This window comes from Formosa sp. Hel3_A1_48 (assembly GCF_001735715.1).
Lineage (GTDB): Bacteria > Bacteroidota > Bacteroidia > Flavobacteriales > Flavobacteriaceae > UBA3537.
This window is the reverse complement of record NZ_CP017259.1, coordinates 1-17,633: the sequence shown is the minus strand read 5'-3', so window position 1 is coordinate 17,633 and position 17,633 is coordinate 1. Positions and strand designations below refer to the sequence as shown.

17 protein-coding genes are annotated in these 17,633 nt (G+C 36.8%); 11 read left to right on the top strand and 6 right to left on the bottom strand.

From position 1 onward, the window contains the following. Window positions 1-131: 131 nt before the first annotated feature. On the top strand, window positions 132-1,265 hold the full coding sequence (locus FORMA_RS00085; protein ID WP_069673746.1) for a M14 family zinc carboxypeptidase: 1,134 nt from the start codon (window positions 132-134) through the stop codon (window positions 1,263-1,265). A gap of 101 nt (window positions 1,266-1,366) precedes the next feature. Further along, window positions 1,367-1,849, top strand: coding sequence for an Lrp/AsnC family transcriptional regulator (locus FORMA_RS00080; RefSeq protein WP_069673745.1), 483 nt, complete (start codon window positions 1,367-1,369; stop codon window positions 1,847-1,849). A gap of 3 nt (window positions 1,850-1,852) precedes the next feature. Here FORMA_RS00080 and aroB read toward each other — a convergent pair whose 3' ends face one another. Beyond that, window positions 1,853-2,920 carry a 3-dehydroquinate synthase gene (gene aroB, locus FORMA_RS00075; protein ID WP_069673744.1) on the bottom strand — a complete coding sequence of 356 codons (1,068 nt, stop codon included), beginning with the start codon at window positions 2,918-2,920 and terminating at the stop codon, window positions 1,853-1,855. Between the two features lie 74 nt (window positions 2,921-2,994). On the opposite strand from aroB, the gene FORMA_RS00070 reads away from it, so the two are divergent. Further along, window positions 2,995-4,170: a proline dehydrogenase family protein gene (locus FORMA_RS00070; RefSeq protein ID WP_069673743.1), complete on the top strand. Its 1,176-nt coding sequence runs from the start codon at window positions 2,995-2,997 to the stop codon at window positions 4,168-4,170. On the opposite strand, the gene FORMA_RS00065 is transcribed toward FORMA_RS00070, so the two are convergent. From FORMA_RS00065 to FORMA_RS00050, 4 genes are read right to left on the bottom strand one after another with little or no spacing between them, the layout of a single operon-like run. Then, window positions 4,167-4,532 (bottom strand): hypothetical protein, encoded by a 366-nt coding sequence (locus tag FORMA_RS00065; protein ID WP_069673742.1) that lies wholly within the window; start codon window positions 4,530-4,532, stop codon window positions 4,167-4,169. The genes FORMA_RS00070 and FORMA_RS00065 overlap by 4 nt on opposite strands. 9 nt (window positions 4,533-4,541) lie before the next feature. Beyond that, entirely contained in the window at window positions 4,542-5,741 is a 1,200-nt protein-coding gene (locus tag FORMA_RS00060) for an alanine dehydrogenase (RefSeq protein WP_069673741.1), read from the bottom strand. Between the two features lie 45 nt (window positions 5,742-5,786). Next, window positions 5,787-6,206: a tRNA (adenosine(37)-N6)-threonylcarbamoyltransferase complex ATPase subunit type 1 TsaE gene (gene tsaE / locus FORMA_RS00055; RefSeq protein ID WP_069673740.1), complete on the bottom strand. Its 420-nt coding sequence runs from the start codon at window positions 6,204-6,206 to the stop codon at window positions 5,787-5,789. Between the two features lie 6 nt (window positions 6,207-6,212). Further along, entirely contained in the window at window positions 6,213-7,763 is a 1,551-nt protein-coding gene (locus FORMA_RS00050; RefSeq protein WP_069673739.1) for a T9SS response regulator signal transducer PorX, read from the bottom strand. A 98-nt stretch (window positions 7,764-7,861) separates the two neighbouring features. Between FORMA_RS00050 and FORMA_RS00045 the strand changes: the two genes are divergently transcribed. From FORMA_RS00045 to FORMA_RS00010, 8 genes are all read left to right on the top strand, one after another. After that, window positions 7,862-9,091 carry an HD domain-containing protein gene (locus tag FORMA_RS00045; RefSeq protein WP_069673738.1) on the top strand — a complete coding sequence of 410 codons (1,230 nt, stop codon included), beginning with the start codon at window positions 7,862-7,864 and terminating at the stop codon, window positions 9,089-9,091. Between the two features lie 25 nt (window positions 9,092-9,116). After that, a complete protein-coding gene (lpxD, locus tag FORMA_RS00040) occupies window positions 9,117-10,139 on the top strand; it encodes a UDP-3-O-(3-hydroxymyristoyl)glucosamine N-acyltransferase (RefSeq protein WP_069673737.1) in 1,023 nt (340 codons plus the stop codon). After that, window positions 10,136-11,539: a bifunctional UDP-3-O-[3-hydroxymyristoyl] N-acetylglucosamine deacetylase/3-hydroxyacyl-ACP dehydratase gene (locus tag FORMA_RS00035; RefSeq protein WP_069673736.1), complete on the top strand. Its 1,404-nt coding sequence runs from the start codon at window positions 10,136-10,138 to the stop codon at window positions 11,537-11,539. Before lpxD ends, FORMA_RS00035 begins: the two co-directional genes overlap by 4 nt. A 15-nt stretch (window positions 11,540-11,554) precedes the next feature. Beyond that, complete coding sequence (gene lpxA, locus FORMA_RS00030; protein ID WP_069673735.1) at window positions 11,555-12,340, top strand: acyl-ACP--UDP-N-acetylglucosamine O-acyltransferase; 786 nt, start codon at window positions 11,555-11,557, stop codon at window positions 12,338-12,340. A 4-nt stretch (window positions 12,341-12,344) separates the two neighbouring features. After that, window positions 12,345-12,911, top strand: a complete 567-nt coding sequence (gene efp, locus FORMA_RS00025) for an elongation factor P (protein WP_069673734.1) — start codon at window positions 12,345-12,347, stop codon at window positions 12,909-12,911. Window positions 12,912-12,917: 6 nt separating this feature from the next. After that, window positions 12,918-13,853, top strand: coding sequence for a UDP-3-O-(3-hydroxymyristoyl)glucosamine N-acyltransferase (locus FORMA_RS00020; protein ID WP_069673733.1), 936 nt, complete (start codon window positions 12,918-12,920; stop codon window positions 13,851-13,853). 62 nt (window positions 13,854-13,915) lie between these two features. Then, window positions 13,916-14,788, top strand: a complete 873-nt coding sequence (gene sucD / locus FORMA_RS00015) for a succinate--CoA ligase subunit alpha (RefSeq protein ID WP_069673732.1) — start codon at window positions 13,916-13,918, stop codon at window positions 14,786-14,788. 22 nt (window positions 14,789-14,810) lie between these two features. Continuing rightward, window positions 14,811-16,427: an ABC-F family ATP-binding cassette domain-containing protein gene (locus FORMA_RS00010; RefSeq protein WP_069673731.1), complete on the top strand. Its 1,617-nt coding sequence runs from the start codon at window positions 14,811-14,813 to the stop codon at window positions 16,425-16,427. A gap of 87 nt (window positions 16,428-16,514) precedes the next feature. On the opposite strand, the gene dnaN is transcribed toward FORMA_RS00010, so the two are convergent. Further along, window positions 16,515-17,633 (bottom strand): DNA polymerase III subunit beta, encoded by a 1,119-nt coding sequence (gene dnaN / locus FORMA_RS00005; protein WP_069673730.1) that lies wholly within the window; start codon window positions 17,631-17,633, stop codon window positions 16,515-16,517.

Sequence of the window (17,633 nt, the reverse complement as noted above, 5' to 3'; positions counted from 1 at the left end):
TATGAAATTTAGATTTTAGTATTAATAAATCCTGTCAAAACCGTACACATTTGTAAACAAAAATAAGTTTTTATGTTGTTTACACATGTAAAAAACATAATGTTTACATTTGTACTCAATACAGATAAGCGATGCAGTCACTTGAAGATTTGGTTTCAAATTACAGCCACTTAAAAGCTACTAGCCTTAAGGGCAGATACATAACAAATGATTCAATTTTACAATTGATTAAAACTCTTCCTAAAGCATTTAGTGTAGAGACATTAGGATATTCAGAACAACAGCGTCCTATTTACGGACTGCGTGTTGGAACCGGTACAACTAAAGTTATGATTTGGTCGCAGATGCATGGCAATGAATCAACATGTACAAAGGCCTTGTTTGATGTATTTAATTTTTTAGATGACAAGGACTACCAACCTATATTGACAAAGTGCGCTCTCTTAATTATTCCTATTCTTAATCCTGATGGTGCAGCAGCTTATACGCGGCACAATGCTAATAATGTAGATTTAAACAGAGATGCCGTTAACTTAACCCAGAAAGAAAGTAAGGTTTTACGTTGGGTATTTGATTCGTTTCGGCCTGATTTTGGATTCAATATGCACGACCAAAGGACACTTTTTAGTGTAGGGCAGAGCAACAAGCCAGCAACTGTCAGTTTTCTTTCACCAGCACAAGACGATTCTTGCTCTTTGAGCGCAAACAGATTGCGCGCAATGTCTTTAATTCATCAAATGAACAAAGTATTACAACAGTTGGTGCCAGGTCAAGTGGGGCGTTTTGATGATGCGTTTAACATAAATTGTGTCGGAGATTACTTTCAAGCACAGAATGTGGCTACAGTTTTATTTGAAGCAGGGCATTACCAAAATGACTACAATAGAGAAGAAACCCGAAAATTAATAGCAATTTCAATTTTAAAAGCTCTGTCTTTAATTGGCTCAAGTGATTTTTCTGAAAATGATTACAGTAGCTACTGGGCGATACCTGAAAACGGTAAACTATTTTTTGATATCCTCCTCAAAAATGTTGCAGTACTGGAAAATGAGCATAAGATAAACATTGATGTTGGAGTAAGATATGAAGAAGCTCTTGAAGATGGTAAAATATTATTTACACCAAAACTCATAAGCAAAGGGGATTTGTCAGCTTATTTTGGACACCGCACCATAGATTTACAAAGTCGTTCACTCGATTCATCTGCTGAGGCTAGGGAATTGTTAGGCATAGGATTTTGTGATATTTTTACTAAAAGACATTAAAATTAACGTTTTGTTAAATATTTTTTACCATTAATACTTTTCTAATGCATTTTATTTATTATTTTTGCCCTTTTAATCATAATAACTTATAAAATATTAATATGGCAAAGTTCAAATTAGATGAAATTGATCACCAAATCCTTAATATGCTTATTGATAATACGCGTATTCCATTTACAGATATTGCAAAAAAATTACTCATATCAGCTGGCACTGTTCACGTCAGAGTAAAGAAAATGGAAGATGCTAAAATTATAAAAGGATCATCATTGACTTTGGACTACCAAAAGCTTGACTATACTTTTATTGCATACGTTGGAATATTTCTTCAAAACACATCACAAACTAAATTTGTTTTGCAACGTATTAAAGAAATCCCTCATGTAACTGTTGCGCACATCACAACAGGAAAGTTTAATATATTTTGTAAAATTCGCGCAAAGAGTACCACTCATGCTAAAGAAATTATCTTTAAAATAGATGATATTGAAGGTATTTACAGAACAGAAACCATGATATCTTTAGAGGAAAGCATTAACGATAAAAAGCGTTTGATGCACTCTATTTTTAATGAATTACACTAGGCTTTATGCGGAGTAATATGTGAAAGCTTCCATAAGTACCTCTTCATGAACTTCTACATCCATTTGGCATTGCCCAATGGTCTTCAGTAATACAAACTTTACACGACCGTGGCTGTTTTTTTTGTCAGATTGCATCAAAGCAACTATTTGATTGATACTATCGGCATCAAACCTCATGGAGGGATACATTGATTTTAATGTAGTTTTAATTTGTTGAAGTTCTTCATCGGGAAGTCCACATAATTTTTTAGAGATATAACCCTCCAATACCATGCCGATGGCGATGGCCTCTCCGTGTAAAAGGGTAATGACTTCACCTTTGTCTAAACAGTACGATTCAATAGCATGTCCAAGTGTATGTCCGAAATTTAAAAATTTCCGTGCCCCGAGTTCTCTTGGATCTGCCTTTACAATCTCATTTTTTATTGCAATTGAGTGGTAGATTAATGTCTCTAAGTCATCTAGTGTTAGTTCACTTAGGTCACGCAACTGTTCCCAATATTTTTTATCGCGAATTAGCCCGTGTTTAAGCATTTCAGCAAAACCAGAGCGTAATTCATTTTGAGGGAGTGTATCTAAAAATTCTGGATCCACAAGAACCATATCAGCAAAAGTAATCGTACCTATTTGATTTTTTGAAAGATCAAGATCAACTCCAGTTTTTCCACCAACTGATGCATCCACCATTGCCAAAAGAGATGTTGGGACATTGATAAATTTTATACCGCGTTTAAACGTTGAAGCCACAAAGCCTCCAAGATCAGTGACTACACCACCACCAAGGTTTATTAGAAGTGACTGGCGATCGGCCGATAGTTCAGATAAACTGCGCCATACTTCTAAGCAAGTCCCAATGGTTTTGTTTACCTCACCCTGTGGTATTTCAATGATTTCTGGTGAGGAATCAAAATGAGTATTACTTAAAAAATGGCTCAAACAGTGCTCGTGTGTATTTTCATCTACCAGAATTATTATTTTCGAAAAGTTATTTTCGCTTAAATAAGCAGTGAGTGCTTCGTATGCAGAGGCATTGAAGTGAATGGCGTAAGATGCTGTTTGTATTGATTCCATTTTATAGCCCAAATATAGTATGAAATTTATTAAGATTTAATAATTTTGAACGAACAAAAAAGGTTTTTTTAAGCATGCCACATGCAAAAGTTGATTTTAGCAATACCGAGATAGCATTTCATCTGAAATCCGATGCTGCCTTGGATCGGGCCTATTTCTTATTCAAAATGATCGCCAATGAGCCATTGGTACGAATTGGAACTGCAGCAACTAATTTTGCACTAAAAACACATTTACCTGTTGAAGGACTCATCCGCGCTACTGTATTTGATCATTTCTGTGGTGGGGTTAATGCTGAGGATTGCATACCTAAAATTGATCAAATGTTTGAAAGTGGCGTGTATAGTGTTTTGGATTATTCTGTTGAAGGTAAGCAAGAAGAAGAGCAGTTTGATCTTATTCTTGAACAAATGTGTGCTCTAGTAGATTTTGCTCATCAAAAAGAGGCTATGCCGTTTGCGGTGTTTAAACCTACCGCAGTTGGCCGTTTTGAAATTTATAAAAAAATAAGTGCATCTATTCCTTTAGACGAAAAAGAGCTGATCGAATGGAGTCGAATTAAAGAACGATTTCATCGGATTTGCCAATGTGGACAAGAAAAAAATATTTCTATTCTTGTTGATGCTGAAGAAAGTTGGATGCAAAATGCAGCTGATGATTTACTTTTAGAGCTCATGCGTCAATACAACACTGATGAAGTAGTTGTATACAACACCATACAGGCTTATCGTTGGGATCGATTAGCGTACCTTAAAAAACTTAACCATAAAGCCAAGAAAGAGGGTTTTAAGCTTGGCTTTAAGCTAGTTCGAGGTGCTTATATGGAAAAGGAGCGCGAACGCGCAAAAAGGCTTAATTATAATTCACCCATATGCCTCACAAAATCTGCTACTGATGATCAGTTTAATAATTGTTTAAAATATATTCTCAAGAATTTAGATCATGCCGCTGTATTTTTGGGAACACACAACGAATATAGCACACATTTGGCACTTAAACTTATGCATGAATTGAAGATTGACATTGATGATCCGCGAATTTGGTTTGGACAATTGTTTGGAATGAGTGACCATATTAGTTATAATTTGGCTAAAGCTAATTATAACATCGCAAAGTATTTACCTTATGGCCCGGTACGTGATGTGATGCCTTATTTGATTCGAAGGGCAGAAGAGAACACTTCGGTTGCTGGTCAGACCAACAGAGAATTATCGCTCATCAAACAAGAAAAGAAACGCCGTAAATCTTAATTTTGTTTTTTGCTTACTTCTAATAAATTTGCTTCTAAAATACAGTTCTCTACAAGAATTTCTAAAGAGTCATATTCAATTGTATAGCGTTTGCATTGTTCCTTAGAAGTGTCACTCTTAGCGAAATTTACATTTCCTTTTTTAAGAATCATATCAACTTGAAGAGAGTCTACACTTAGAGCTGATAAATCAGATTTGACATTTGGATTGATTACTAGTGTTTTGCTTGTGATATTCTTTAAGACTCTTGCGTTTGGACCGTAGGCACAACTGGTTTTTTTACCACTTAAGAAAAACATTAAAAAAACTAAACCAATTGAGAATCCTCCGAGATAAAATCCAAGGCGATGTATAAATTTCATATTTAAAATTTAAAAAATTAACAGGTTCAAATCGCTACAATCCAAGTCGAACCAGTTGGAAACACTTTTATTTGTTATGACACCGTGGTAGACATAAATTCCGTTTTTAAGTCCATGGTCTTGACGGATTGCATTCTCAAGTCCACCAACCTCTCCAATTTTAAGAAGATAAGACGTAAAAATATTACTTAGAGACACTGAGGATGTTCTAGAATAGCGTGCAGGTATATTAGGCACACAGTAATGTATTACGCCATGTTTTTCAAATGTGGGGCTGTCATGTGTGGTGAGCTCACTAGTTTCAAAGCATCCGCCCATATCTATACTTACATCAATCACAATAGCCCCCTGTTTCATCGATTCTACCATGGCTTCATTTACCAAAATAGGCGACCTGTTTTTTCCTTTTGTTGCACCAACAGCAACATCACAACGCATGAGTGCTTTCATTAGGTTTTTGGGCTGCATGGTAGAGGTGTATATTCGTTGTCCTACATTGGCTTGTAGTGTTCTTAACTTAGAGATAGATCCATCAAAAACTTTCACATTAGCGCCAAGTCCCAGAGCAGATTTTGTAGCAAATTCACCGACAACACCAGCGCCAATAACAACAACTTCTGTAGGCGGAACTCCGCTTATATTTCCTAACAATAAACCATTGCCTTGGTTGGTAATAGACATGATCTCTGAAGCAATTAGAATTGAAGCAGTACCTGCAATTTCACTAAGTTGACGTACTGCTGGAAATGCTCCTTCACTATCTTTGATGAATTCGAATCCAAGAGCAGTTATTTTCTTTCGTGACAAGGCTTCAAAATAGCTCTTTTGTTGCATTTTTAGTTGTAGTGCCGACAATAAAATAGTATTGGGTTTGATAAGTTCAATCTCATTTAGTGTTGGTGGTTCAACCTTTAGAATCATTGGACAAGCGAATACTTTTGCGGTATCTGTTGTAATTTCAGCACCTGCCTCACTGTATTCTTTATCATCAAATGCGGCATCTAGTCCAGCGCCAGATTCTATAAGTATTCGATGCCCATTGCTAGTTAGAGCTGAAACAGCATCGGGTGTCAAGCAAATCCGTTTTTCTTGAAATGATCGTTCTTTTGGTAGCCCGATATTTAGCTTAGCATTGTGATTAGAAACCTCTAGGCGCTCTTCTTTAGGCAGTAGTTGGGCTTTGGAAAAAGGAGAGATTGGTTGTTGCATAATTTTTATAATGTTATTGCAAATTACAATTATTTTTAGACCTATTTATAATACTTCGGATTCAAAACATTCTATACTGCGCTCGGTAGTACTTATAATCTCTAAATTGACAACCATAACTTCTTTAGGGAGTAAATTCGTAATTTTTTCAGGCCACTCAATAAAATTCCAATACCCAGAAAAAAAATAGTCGTCAATTCCGATATCTAATGCTTCGTAATGATTTTTAATTCTATAAAAATCAAAATGATATACGTATCCATTTTCAAGTTTATATTCATTCACTATTGAGAAGGTAGGGCTAGAGGTTTCTTCACTATGACCCAGCGCACGGACAATAGCGCTTATGAGTGTGGTTTTGCCTGCACCCATTTCGCCATTAAAAAGCACAATTTTTCTACTGAACATTTCTTTAAGTTCCTGTGCAATTTGATCTATATTTTCTAATTTAAAGATCTTTTTCATTGCTTTTTATCTAGGGGTTAATACGGCAAATGGAATGAGTATTTCTTCTAATGATATTCCTCCGTGTTGGTATGAATTTCTGTAGTAGCTAACGTAATGATTGTAGTTGTTAGGATAAGCAAAAAAAGAATTTTCTTTAGCAAAAATAAAAGAACTATTCATTGAAATAGAGGGCAGGCCAATTGACTTTGGGTCTTTTACCGACAAAACATCTCTATTTTCGTAACTCAAACTACGTCCCGTTTTGTAGCGAAGGTTTAAACTAGTTTCTCGATCTCCTATTACCTTTGACGGAGTCTTTACGTTTATGGTCCCGTGGTCTGTAGTGACAATAAGCTTGAAATTGAGTTCTTGCGCTTGTTTTATAATATCAATCAAAGGAGAATTTTTGAACCAGCTTTGCGTCAGCGATCGGTATCCCTTGTCATCAGATGCAAGTTCTTTTACCACTTCCATTTCTGTTTTTGAATGAGAGAGCATATCTACAAAATTGTAGACCAAAACCGTGAGGTCATTTTTCGCTTTTGACTTAAAATTATCTGCCAATCTTTTACCGGCCTTTAGATTTGTAATTTTGACATACTCGTGTGTAAGATGATTAAGATTCAACCTTTTTAGTTGCTCAGCTAAAAATTTATCTTCATATAAATTTTTCCCGCCCTCATCTGTGTCGTTTTTCCAGTAATTTGGATAAAGTGTTTCCATTTGTTTGGGCATTAATCCCGAAAAAAGTGCATTTCGCGCATATTGAGTAGCGGTAGGTAAAATACTGTAATACATGCTGTTTTCTGTTGTTTTGTAGTGCTTGTTTACATTCGATTCAATAGCTTTCCACTGATCATAGCGCAAATTGTCAACCACAACAAGTAGAGTAGGTTGGCTTGTGGATAGATGCGGCACAATCTTCGATTTAAATAGATTATGTGATAGTGTAGGGCCTTCATCACCTTCAAACCAAGAGGCATAATTATTTTCAATAAATTTACCAAACTGCTGGTTGGCTTCCGTTTTTTGTGCTTCGAGAATTTCTGTAAGTGTGGGATCTTGTGAATCCTCCAATTTTAATTCCCAAAACGTCAACTTTTGGTATAAATCCTTCCAATCTTCTGTTGTTTTAAGCCCCATCATCTCAAGTGAAATTTCTCTAAACTCTTGAAGGTAGCTGGACGATGTTTTTTCAGAAACCAAACGGCTGTGATCTAAATTCTTTTTTAAACTCAAAAGGATTTGGTTAGGGTTGACAGGCTTAATCAGATAATCAGCAATTTTGCTTCCAATGGCCTCTTCCATTATATATTCTTCCTCGCTTTTTGTGATCATCACCACAGGAATATTTGCATTTAGTTTTTTTAGTTCAGACAGGGTGTCTAATCCAGAAAGCCCGGGCATATTTTCATCTAAAAAGATGATATCAAAATTATTTTCGGCAAATACTTCAAGAGCATCTGAACCGTTTGTACATGGAGTGATTTTATAGTTTTTTTGTTCCAAAAAAATAATATGTGGTTTTAGGTGTGAAATTTCATCATCAACCCACAAAATATGTATACTGCTCATAAACTCCTTCTAATTAATTGTATATGTTCTGATTTTATTACTTTTACGCTAATATAAATATGTTTCCCCCTCAGGACACAAAATAAAACTAAATTAGTTTGAATACCAGCAATAAGCTCAAAATATTTAACGATCCAATATATGGATTTATTACAATTCCAAATCCTTTAATTTTTGATCTCATCGCGCATCCCTATTTCCAGCGTTTGCGTAGGATTTCTCAAATGGGATTATCTTATTTAGTTTATCCAGGTGCGCACCACACAAGATTTCATCATGCTTTAGGCTGTTTGCACTTGATGCAAAAAGTAGTCCGTATTTTAAAGTTTAAAGGAATTTCTATTTCTAATCAAGAAGAAAATGCACTTTATATTGCCATATTATTACACGATATTGGTCATGGTCCATTTAGCCACGCCATGGAACACAGCATTGTTCATGAAATAAGCCATGAGTCCATATCTCTTCGTTTCATGCAAGATTTAAATAATGAGTTTGATGGTAGATTAAGTTTAGCCATTACAATGTTTAAAGGGGATTATTCACGTCAATTTTTTGGTCAATTGATTTCAAGTCAATTAGATATGGATCGTTCGGATTATTTGAAGCGCGATAGTTTTTACACTGGTGTTTCAGAAGGAAATATAAATAGTGAACGCTTAATTTCTATGATGAATGTTGTCGACGACCACTTGGTTATTGAAAAGAAAGGTATTTATTCAATTGAAAAATTTCTTACTTCACGTCGTTTAATGTATTGGCAAGTCTACCTTCACAAAACTAGTTTAGTTGCTGAACAAATGATCATCAATGTATTGAAGCGGGCAAAACAACTTGCGCAACAATCAGTAGCCTTAAATGTGAGTTCCGCCTTTGGATTTTTTCTTGAGGAAACTATAAACCCAACAAATTTTGACACTTCTGTTTTGGAACAATTTTCTAAATTGGACGATTATGACATTATTGCTGCCCTGAAATCATGGCAAAATCACTCTGATGATGTCCTTAGGAACATGTCTGCTCGCCTTTTAGAACGTAAATTACTTAAGATTAAATTTTACAAAAAAAACCAAATACAAAGTGAGCTTGACAGATTAAAAAAGCAGTGGATAGCACAAACAGACAATCAAGCTGCTGATGTTGCATATTTTGTTTTTTCAGGGTCAATTAAAAATACAGGCTACACACCTCACGATGATGGAATATCAATTTTACACAAAGACGGTAGTATTTCTGATGTCATCGATGCTTCCGATAACCTAAATTTAAAAGGCCTGTCTAAAACAGTAAAAAGGCATTATATCTGCTTTCCAAAAGAGTTGCTATGATTATTTTTTTTACTTTTGCAGTTGAATGAAATTTACAGCTAATCAAATAGCCGAATTGCTCAACGGAGAAGTCGTTGGCGATGAAAACGTAGAAGTCCACACTCTTTCTAAGATTGAAGATGGTGAAGCCGGATCTCTTACTTTTTTGTCCAATCCTAAATACACTCCTTTCATTTATTCCACCCACGCTTCTGTTACTATTGTAGATCACGATTTTGTTGCTGAGAAAGAAATTTCAACTACTCTAGTGAAAGTTGCCAATGCGTATACTGCATTTTCAAAACTTTTGGAGCATTACAATTTGATCAAAAACAACAAACTTGGTATCGAAGCGCCAATTTCAATTGCGGATAGTGCAGTCTATGGAGATCAAATTTATATTGGTGCATTTACTTCAATAGGCGAAAATGTTCATATAGGAAATAATGTCAAAATTTACCCTAATTGTTACATTGGTGACAATGTCGTAATTGGAGATAATACTACAGTCATGGCGGGTGTTAAAATATACTCTGACTGTATAGTTGGTAATCATTGTAACATTGATGCATCTGTTGTTATTGGCGCCGATGGTTTTGGGTTCTCTCCAAATGAAAAAGGAGTTTACGACAAGGTTCCTCAAATTGGGAATGTCGTTATTGAAGATAACGTAGACATAGGAGCTGCGACAACAATTGATCGTGCAACTTTAGGTTCCACCATCATTAGAAGAGGAGTGAAATTGGATAATCAAATCCAAATTGCTCACAATGTAGTTATAGGGGAACATACTGTTATTGCTGCTCAAACGGGAATTGCAGGCTCAACTAAAATTGGTGCCTATTGTCAAATTGGTGGCCAAGTTGGTATTGCTGGACATATTACTATAGGAAATAAGGTAAAAATCCAGGGACAATCAGGAATTTCAAAAAACGTTTCAGACAACGAAGTTTTGCAGGGTACTCCTGCGATTGGTTATGGTGATTACTACAAATCCTATGTTCATTTTAAAAACCTACCTCAGATTGCAAAAACAATTACTGAGCTTGAAAAACAAATAAAAAAATGATTACAAAAACCCAATCTAAACAAACAACAATTTCTAATCCAATTACGCTAGAAGGAGTAGGATTACACACAGGTAATAACGTAAGGCTTACTTTTTTGCCCGCAGAACCAAACTTTGGTTATGCTTTCAAAAGAGTAGATTTGGAGGGTGAGCCTATCATCAAGGCTGATGCTAATTTTGTAACGAGTACACAAAGAGGAACTTGTTTAGAAAAAAATGGTGTTTCTATTCAAACTAGCGAACACGTACTTGCTGCCTTAGTGGGATTGGAAATCGACAACGCCATAATTGAATTGAATGCTTCTGAACCTCCCATTATGGACGGATCGTCTAAATTTTTCATAGAAGCTCTTGAACAAGCTGGCATAGAGGAATTAGATGCTTTTAGAGAAGTTTACATAGTCAAAGATGTAATATCGTATATTGATGAAGAAACAGGGAGTGATATTACTATCATTCCATCTGATGAGTATCAGGTAACGACTATGGTTGATTTTGGCACCAAAGTACTAGGAACGCAAAATGCTACACTCCAAAAGCTTTCGAACTTTAAAAAAGATATTGCGGCTTCTAGAACCTTTAGTTTCTTACACGAATTAGAAATGCTCCTTGAGCATGGCTTAATTAAAGGTGGGGATCTTAACAATGCTATTGTATACGTTGACAAACCGCTCTCGAAAGAAACTATGGAAAAGCTAAAAGTCGCTTTTAATAAAGATTCAATTTCAGTAAAACCAAACGGGATTTTAGATAATTTAACCTTACATTATCCTAATGAAGCTGCACGACACAAGCTTTTAGACGTTATTGGTGATCTGGCTCTAACCGGTATTCGCTTGCAGGGTAAAGTTATTGCTAATAAACCGGGGCACTTTGTCAATACTCAATTCGCAAAGAAAATGGCCAAGATTATAAAAATAGAACGACGAAATAAAATGCCTGCGGTTGATTTGAATCAAACTCCAGTTATGGATGTGAATGCCATTATGGATATGTTGCCACACCGTCCACCATTTTTGTTAATTGACAAAGTATTTGAGCTCTCGCCAAATCATGTGATTGGTTCCAAAAATGTTACAATGAACGAGTCCTTTTTTCAAGGACATTTTCCTGGTGCACCTGTAATGCCCGGAGTACTCATTGTTGAAGCAATGGCACAAACGGGTGGTATTCTGGTTCTTAATACAGTGCCAGATCCAGAAAATTACCTCACGTTTTTTATGAAAATAGATAAAGTGAAGTTCAAACAAAAAGTAGTACCTGGAGACACACTTATATTTAGTTGCTCGCTCATAACGCCAATTCGCAGGGGCATTTGCCACATGCAAGGCTATGCTTATGCTAACGGTAAATTGTGTGCAGAAGCCGAATTAATGGCTCAAATTTCTAAGGTAAAATAGTATAAAAACAAACGAATGAATCAACCACTAGCATACGTTCATCCAGGCGCCAAAATCGCAAAAAACGTTGTCATAGAACCCTTTACAACCATCAACAATAATGTGGTTATTGGCGAAGGTTCATGGATTGGGTCCAATGTAACAATAATGGAAGGAGCAAGGATCGGAAAAAATTGTAATATTTTTCCTGGATCTGTCATTTCAGCAAATCCTCAAGATTTAAAATACAATGATGAAGATACTACTACAGTTATCGGCGATAATGTCACCATACGAGAATGTGTTACAATCAATAGAGGTACTACTGACCGAATGAAAACGGTAATTGGTGATAATTGCTTAATCATGGCCTATTGTCACATTGCTCATGACTGCGTTGTTGGGAAGAATTGTATTTTTTCAAATAACAGTACTCTAGCAGGTCACATTAATGTTGGTGATTATGTGGTGCTTGCTGGTATGACCGCTGTACATCAGTTTTGTTCTATTGGAAACCACGCTTTTGTGACCGGTGGATCGTTGGTACGCAAAGATGTTCCACCATTTGTTAAGGCGGCACGTGAGCCTTTGTCTTACGTTGGGATCAATTCTGTTGGACTGCGCCGTAGAGGATACAGCACAGAGAAAATTAGAGAAATTCAAGGAATTTACAGATTGCTCTATCAAAAAAATTATAATAACACTCAAGCTTCATCCATTATTGAAGCTGAAATGGAGGCCACACCGGAGCGGGATGAAATTTTACAATTTATCAAAAATTCGCACCGTGGAATCATGAAGGGTTATTTTAAATCAAATTAATATTATGGCAAACACATCAGACATCAGAAACGGTTTATGCATTCGCTACAACCACGATATTTTTAAAATTATTGAATTTTTACACGTTAAACCAGGAAAGGGCCCTGCTTTTGTACGAACAAAACTTAAAAGTGTAACCACAGGAAAAGTTATTGATAATACTTTTTCTGCAGGACATAAAATAGTGGATGTTCGTGTTGAAACACATAAATTTCAATACCTATACCCAGAAGGAGACATGTATCATTTCATGAATGTTGAAGATTATAACCAGATTACATTAAACGTTAATACTATAGATAACCCCGGGCTTTTAAAAGAAGGGGAGGTTGTAACTGTTATTATTAATTCTGAAGACGATATGCCACTTTCTGTAGATATGCCTGCGAGTGTTATACTTGAAGTAACTTCTACTGAACCAGGAGTCAAAGGCAATACAGCAACAAACGCTACTAAACCTGCTACAGTTGAAACTGGCGCAACTATAAACGTCCCATTATTCATAAACGAAGGCGATAAGATCAAAATCGAAACTGCTAAAGGCACTTACAAAGAACGAGTTAAAGAGTAAATTTCTATGAAATTTCCCGTACCGCAGACCTTAAGACACATCGCTTCACTCTTAAATTGTAATTATGTAGGTGCTGACGATTTTCCTGTTTTAGGGATCAACGAAATTCATGTGGTGACCGCTGGTGATATTGTTTTTGTTGATCACCCTAAGTATTACGACAAAGCACTAAATTCTAATGCTACGGTCGTCTTGATTAATAAAAAGGTTGATTGCCCAGAAGGAAAAGCGCTTTTGATTAGCGACGATCCATTCCGCGACTTTAACGTACTCACTTCTCATTTCAAACCTTTTGTGCGTTCCTCAGTAAGTATTGATCCATCAGCTAAAATAGGTGATGATACTCATATTCAACCAAATGTTTATATCGGCCCCAACGTCCAGATTGGTAAAAATTGTTTGATTCACGCTAATGTTACAATAGTTTCTGATGCTATTGTAGGCGATAATGTAGTGATTGGCTCAGGAACAGTTTTAGGTGGAGATGCTTTTTATTACAAAAATCGTCCAGAAGGCTATGATCAATTACTTTCGTGTGGTCGGGTAGTTATTGAAGATGACGTTCATATAGGTTCTGGCTGTACCATAGATAGAGGCGTAACAGCAGATACAACCATTGGTCAGGGTTCTAAATTGGATAATCAAATTCAAGTAGGCCATGATACTGTAATCGGAAAAAAATGTCTTATTGCCTCACAAACTGGTATAGCAGGCTGTTGTATTATTGAAGATGAAGTAACAATATGGGGCCAAGTAGGAACCAATAGCGGTATTACAATTGGTGCAAAAGCAGTGATTTTGGGTCAAACAGGTGTAACTAAATCTGTTGCGGGTAATACAACATATTTTGGTACCCCTATTCAAGAATCGCGGGCCAGCCTAAAAGAAATGGCCGCTCTACGCCAATTACCGAAATTGCTACAAATGTTGAAAGAAAAATAAGAATTGATTTTAAAAATCAACTTCAAAAAATTACATTTGCACCAATTAAAAAATAAACTTCAATGAGCGTTTTAGTTAACAAAGATTCAAAAATAATTGTTCAAGGATTTACAGGGAGTGAGGGAACTTTTCACGCCGAACAAATGATTGCCTATGGTACAAGTATTGTTGGTGGTGTAACCCCTGGAAAAGGTGGTCAAACACACTTGGATCGCCCAGTATTTAATACTGTAGAAGAAGCAGTGAAGCAAGTAGCTGCCAATACAACTATTATTTTTGTACCACCTGCTTTTGCGGCCGACGCCATAATGGAAGCGGCTGATGCTGGCATTGAAGTGATTATAACGATAACAGAAGGTATTCCTGTAGCTGATATGATTAAAGCTGCAGATTATATAAAAGATAAAAACTGCCGTTTGGTCGGACCAAACTGTCCTGGTGTTATTACACCTGAAGAAGCCAAAGTGGGGATCATGCCTGGATTTGTATTTGAAAAGGGCAGAGTGGGTGTAGTTTCCAAATCGGGAACATTGACTTATGAAGCTGCTGATCAGGTCGTTAAACAAGGCCTTGGGGTTTCTACTGCCATTGGTATTGGAGGTGACCCCATCATTGGCACCACTACCAAAGAAGCTTTAGAGCTTCTTATCAACGACGATGAAACCGACTGTGTCGTTATGATTGGTGAAATTGGTGGACAACTCGAAGGCGATGCCGCACAATGGTACAAAGCCAGTGGAAGTACAAAACCTGTAGTAGGATTTATTGCTGGTGAAACGGCACCAGCTGGACGCACTATGGGACATGCAGGCGCTATTGTTGGTGGAAGTGATGATACTGCACAAGCCAAAAAACGCATCATGCGCGAATGCGGTATGCATGTGGTAGATTCTCCTGCAGAAATTGGTAAAAAAGTTGCCGAAGTTTTAGGGTAACTCTAAATAACTACATAAATACATGCTTTCAGTTTCAAACTTATCGGTACAATTTGGTAAACGCGTTCTTTTTGACGAAGTCAATGTTACATTCAATGCTGGGAATTGCTACGGCATTATTGGTGCCAATGGCGCAGGAAAATCCACGTTTCTAAAAATTATTTCTGGTCAACAAGAAGCAACTTCTGGGCATGTTCACCTAGAGCCTGGAAAGCGTATGTCGGTTTTAGAGCAAAATCACAATTTGTACGATAGCAGCACAGTATTAGAAACTGTATTGATGGGGAATAAGCCATTATATGCTATTAAAACCGAAATTGATGCACTTTACAACGACTACAATGACGCAAATGCCGATCGCATTGGAGAATTGCAAGTGCAGTATGAAGAAATGGACGGATGGAATGCCGATAGCGATGCGGCTGCGATGTTATCTAATTTAGGTATCAAAGAAGATGCACACTACACTGCTATGGCCGATTTGGACGGAAAACAAAAGGTTCGTGTGCTTTTGGCACAAGCCCTTTTTGGTTCGCCAGACGTACTGATTATGGATGAGCCTACCAACGACTTGGATTACGAAACCATAGCATGGCTGGAAACCTTTTTGGCCAACTACGACAATTGTGTGATTGTAGTCTCGCATGACCGTCACTTTTTGGATGCGGTTTGCACGCATATTTCAGATATAGATTTTAGTAAAATAAATCATTTTTCGGGCAATTATACCTTCTGGTACGAATCCTCTCAATTGGCCGCCAAGCAACGTGCTCAACAGAACAAGAAAGCTGAAGAAAAGAAAAAAGAGTTAGAGGAGTTTATTCGTCGTTTTTCTGCTAATGTTGCAAAATCGAAGCAAGCGACAAGTCGAAAGAAAATGATTGATAAACTCAATGTTGCGGATATTCGCCCATCGAGTCGTCGCTATCCAGCCATCATTTTTGAGCGTGAACGTGAAGCTGGAGATCAGATTTTAAACGTTGAAAAACTCTCTGCAGATTTGGATGGTGAAGTGCTCTTTCAAAACATCGATTTAAATTTAAATAAAGGCGATAAAGTGGTTGTCTTTTCAAAAGATTCTAGAGCGACAACAGCTTTCTATGAAATCATCAATGGGAAACAAGAGGCCAAGATAGGGAAATATGCTTGGGGGGTTACCACTTCTCAGTCGTATTTACCACTAGACAATAGCGAATATTTTTCTGAAAAACTAACTCTTGTTGATTGGTTGCGTCAGTGGGCCACCACTGAAGAAGAACGCGAGGAAGTTTACATTCGTGGATTCTTGGGCAAAATGATTTTTAGTGGTGAAGAAGCGCTTAAAACTGCTGATGTTCTTTCTGGGGGAGAAAAAGTGCGTTGTATGCTTTCGCGCATGATGATGATTCGCGCTAATGTTTTGATGTTGGATGAACCCACCAACCACTTGGATTTGGAAAGTATTACGGCATTCAATAATTCACTCAAAAACTTCAAGGGAACAGTATTGTTTACGACCCACGATCATGAATTTGCGCAAACTGTTGCCAATAGAGTTGTGGAACTTACACCTAAAGGAGTTATAGATCGCCACACAACGTTTGATGAGTACATGCAAGATGATAAAATTAAAGTACTTCGAGAGAAAATGTACAGCTAGTTTTTTAAGAGCTATAGGTCTATCCACCGCAATACAAAGCAGCCACAGATTAGCAATTTAAAATCCAGGGTATTTTCTTCAAATAATTTAGCTATTCAGCATAACCGGCATTACCAACATGGTTACCTGCTCACCTTGTTCTAATCCGTCGACTGGTGTCAAAATACCAGCTCTGTTGGGTAGACTCATTTCGAGTTGAACGTCATCTGCTGTTATGTTGCTGAGCATTTCTGATAGAAAGCGTGAATTGAAACCAATTTGGATATCATCACCCTGATAATCACATGTTAAACGCTCTTCTGCTTTGTTGCTGTAGTCGATATCTTCTGCAGATATGTTGAGTTCTGCACCCGCTATACGCAAACGAATCTGGTGTGTAGTTTTGTTTGAGAAAATAGAGACACGACGCACAGAATTTAAAAATTGATTTCTATTGATGGTTAATTGGTTTGGATTTTCTTTTGGAATCACTGCTTCATAATTTGGGTATTTACCATCAATCAATCGGCAAACTAGTTCGGTGTCTCCAAAAGAGAACTTTGCATTGGAATCGTTATACTCAATCTTTACCTCTTCTTCACTTGTTGCTAGTATAGCTTTTAAAATATTTAATGGTTTTTTAGGCATTATAAATTCCGCAGTTTCATTGGACTGAACATCTGTACGTGAGTATTTTACAAGCTTGTGCGCATCGGTAGCTACAAAGGTCAATCCCTCTGTTGAAAATTGAAAAAATACACCGCTCATTACCGGTCTTAGGTCATCGTTTCCTGCTGCGAAAATTGTTTTATTTATAGCAGTAGCTAAAATTTCTGACGGTACTATTGTTTGACTAGGATTGTCTAAGGCAACAGTCTTTGGAAATTCATCAGCACTTGCATAGGCTAGGGCGTATTTTCCGTGATTGGAACTAATCTCTATAGTGTTATTTGATTCTACGACAAAGGTTAGGGGTTGCTCAGGAAATGTTTTAAGGGTATCGAGTAATAGTTTTGCAGGAATAGCGACTTGACCTTGATTGTCGCTTTCCACATTTAGTACAGATGCCATAGTGGTTTCCAAATCACTGGCAGATACAGTAAGTGCGTTATTATTTAGTTCAAACAAAAAGTTGTCTAGAATTGGGAGGGTGTTGGAATTATTAATTACACCGCCTAAAACTTGAAGTTGTTTTAATAAATAGGTGCTGGAAACAATAAATTTCAT